The 3081-nt window shown below is 43.5% G+C and carries 2 protein-coding genes and 1 pseudogene; all 3 read right to left on the bottom strand.

Annotation, left to right across the window (positions count from 1 at the left end; genetic code table 11):
- On the bottom strand, nucleotides 1–632 hold a 632-nt coding region (locus F6K20_RS31450; protein ID WP_287297350.1), incomplete at its 3' end, for a type IV pilus twitching motility protein PilT.
- Nucleotides 633–1397: 765 nt separating this feature from the next.
- Entirely contained in the window at nucleotides 1398–2384 is a 987-nt protein-coding gene (locus F6K20_RS31445) for a GntR family transcriptional regulator (protein ID WP_008190220.1), read from the bottom strand.
- A gap of 453 nt (nucleotides 2385–2837) precedes the next feature.
- A pseudogene (locus tag F6K20_RS31440) lies at nucleotides 2838–3081 on the bottom strand (hypothetical protein); the annotation flags it as partial.

Below are 3081 nucleotides of genomic sequence, written 5' to 3'. Positions count from 1 at the left end.
TTAATCAGGCACTTTCGGGAGCGGTGTACATATTCAACCGGGTCTTCAATCGTAACAATATGTTTGTACTCTGTTTCATTGAGATGGCGAATCATAGCCGCAAGAGTGGTTGATTTACCTGATCCTGTCGGACCGGTAATTAAAATAATTCCCTGACCCCTGCTAACTATTTTTTTGAAAACTTGCGGTAGAGTTAAATCATCGATTGAAGGAACATCAAGGCTGATTAATCGCAGCACAATGGCTCCGCCGTTTAGGGAGTCAAAACAATTCACCCGACAGCGCACTAAGCCAGGGTAAAAAATAGCAGTATCCAGTTCTTTGGCTTCAGCAAACTGCTTCCTCTGAGCCGGAGTGAGAATCTCATTGAGGTATGCCTCAAAGACTTCCACTGTGACCTTGGTATGACGTTTAGCCACATACATCTTGCCCCGAATCCTAAATCTGGGGACCTGTCCCACTCGAATATGAATGTCAGAAGCTTTGTGACCATGAGCCTCTGCGACGATTTGCTCGATAGAAGGGGAATGACTAAGGTTCTGGTTAAGTTCTACTACTGGTTTAAGTGGTGATGGGAAAGTTTGAGGCTCTTGATCAATTTGCACTCCTACACCAGAATTCGTGTTCTTCATAATATGATGTACCTAGGGATACCCTTGCTGGACTGATCGGGTCGGGGCGTTGATGTTTGCTGATCTTCTTGTTGGCAGTTAATTTCGGTTGCTTGTGATCCAACCAAAGAACAACCCTAGAGAAATTTTACTTTATATAAAAAGTTTTCACACTAATCCAGCTAGGTTTTTGATATTGCTGTCAGACATCACCTAGATCTGATCTAATTAAATTTTATAATATATAGCCTTAGGTAGCAGAACTTAAGCGTAAGTATTCAGCTATCAGCGGTCAGCCGTGAGCTTTTAGCTCACGCTAAGCGAACAGCGGTCAGCTGACGTAACTCAGATTAAAGCAATGCTTACCTGTTGTCTTGATGCCAAGCGTGAGTGGGGTAAACCCCCGCAGGTCGGTAATGGTGCGTTTACAGTCGTCGAATTAAATTCGCCACGGGTCGCACCTCTGCATAGCTGATTCAATAGCACCATCTGTAGCACCATCTGTAGCGCATTAGCTGATAGCTAGCTGATAGCTGACGGCTAAATGCTTACGGCAGAAGGTAGAAGGCAGAAGGGACGAGAGTTGGAGCTAGTTTTTAAAAAGTCCAGTGATTTTACGAATAATTAATTGCTTTAGTTAAGTTAAAGGAGTTAATTTAAACTAGCTAATTGAGCTGATGGAGTTAATGTTATAAAACGGTTTACTGGACAATATATTTTGATTTTGATATTTTTAGCGGTATAATCCATAATATCCCATAGCTTTAATCCCATCAAACCTTTAAGTTAACCCAAACCCAGTTCCCGTTTGAGCAGATTAATCGATTTGCTACCAATATAGTTTTCACAACGGATCACCTTGGGTGGTCGAATAATATCTTCACGAGCGGCTAATATGGCATCTTTAACACTTTGATAACTTGCCTGATCGCTAATAATTATCTGGGAACTGCGAACCAGAGCTTTTAGTTTGTAGTTGTCCTTGATCTGAGCCGTCATCACTAACAACTCATCTCCCCGTAGACTATGGATAATAATTTCTACTATTTTTAAAATCCCAGAACTGATGCTAACCACTCCTAAACGGCTACCTTTGGAGAGATTCTTAATTAGCTTAAGTTCTGGCTCATAGTCATAAATATCAACAGGGATGACACGGACAGATTTAGGGGCAACAATCGCTTCTGCTTTACCGATAAAATAGCGACTAGTAACTACTGTAGCCGAGTGAGTTTGATCCAAAGCTTCTGAGAGTTCTTCCATTGGCACCAACTGCACCGGGATTCCCAAGGATTGTTCTAACTCCTGCACCATCAATTCTCCAGCACCAAGATCTCGTGACTCTACTGTCACCAGTACCCTAGCGCTACACCGTAACCGCCAGTCAATCTCCGACAAAAATAGTTCCCTAGCTTGGTTAAGGGAGCAACCTTGTCCGAGAAGTTGATTGAGGCTATCTTGAACAACCTTGTAAGCTTCGGGGGAAAACTGGTTAAGAATGCCAACCTGACGTCGATTACCCCCTTCATGACCCTGTGCCTTAACATAAATGCCTGACCCAGCATGGGACTCTACTAGTCCTGTTTCTTCTAACTGCCGATATACCTTGCTGATGGTATTGCGGTGCAAACCCGTCTCCATGGCTAGCTGACGAGTACTGGGCAGTTTATGACCTGGGGAATATTGTCGGGATGCGATCGCAAACTGAATTTGGTCAAATAGCTGCTTCGAGGCAGGTATTTCACTATCTTGTTGAATATGATACTGAACCATTACAGAGTCTCCAAAATCCCCTGTTTATCACTATTATATGGTAAATTTTAGATTTTAAACTTTTCGGTCAAATTTTGCTATCCACTTCAGCTATAATGTAAGCATTCAGCTATCAGCCAAAGGTCAGCGGTCAGCGGTCAGCCGTCAGCTTAAAATAAACTTCATTTGGAATAATTTAATAGTTCGAGATTTGAAGCAATTCAAAGTCTCGGTAGTAAGCATTCAGCCGTCAGCTGATAGCTGATAGCACCATCTGTAGCAACTCAATTAGAGCATTAGCTGATAGCTGATATAGCTGTTTTTAATCTAGTCAGGTACAAGTTTTTGGGTTTTAGGGAGCAGGGACTGAGGCCGTAGGCCACGCGGGGCGCGTTCGGAGCAGGGACTGAGGCCGTAGGCCACGCGGGGCGCGTTCGGAGCAGGGAAGAGGGAAGAGGGAAGAGGAACCCACCCCTAACCCCTCCCAGGAGGGGAAGAGGGAAGAGGTAAAAAAATAAAATATGTGTACCTCATGAGGATAAAAAGCGCTATAGCTGATAGCACCATCTGTAGCACCATCTGTAGCCCATAAGCTGATAGCTGATAGCTGATAGCTGATAGCTGATAGCTGATAGCTGATAGCTGATAGCTGATAGCTGATAGCTGATAGCTGATAGCTGATAGCTGATAGCTGATAGCTGATAGCTGATAGCTGATA

The organism is Moorena sp. SIO2C4, assembly GCF_010672485.1.
Classification (GTDB): Bacteria; Cyanobacteriota; Cyanobacteriia; order Cyanobacteriales; family Coleofasciculaceae; genus Moorena; species Moorena producens.
This window is presented reverse-complemented; position numbering and strand designations above follow the sequence as displayed.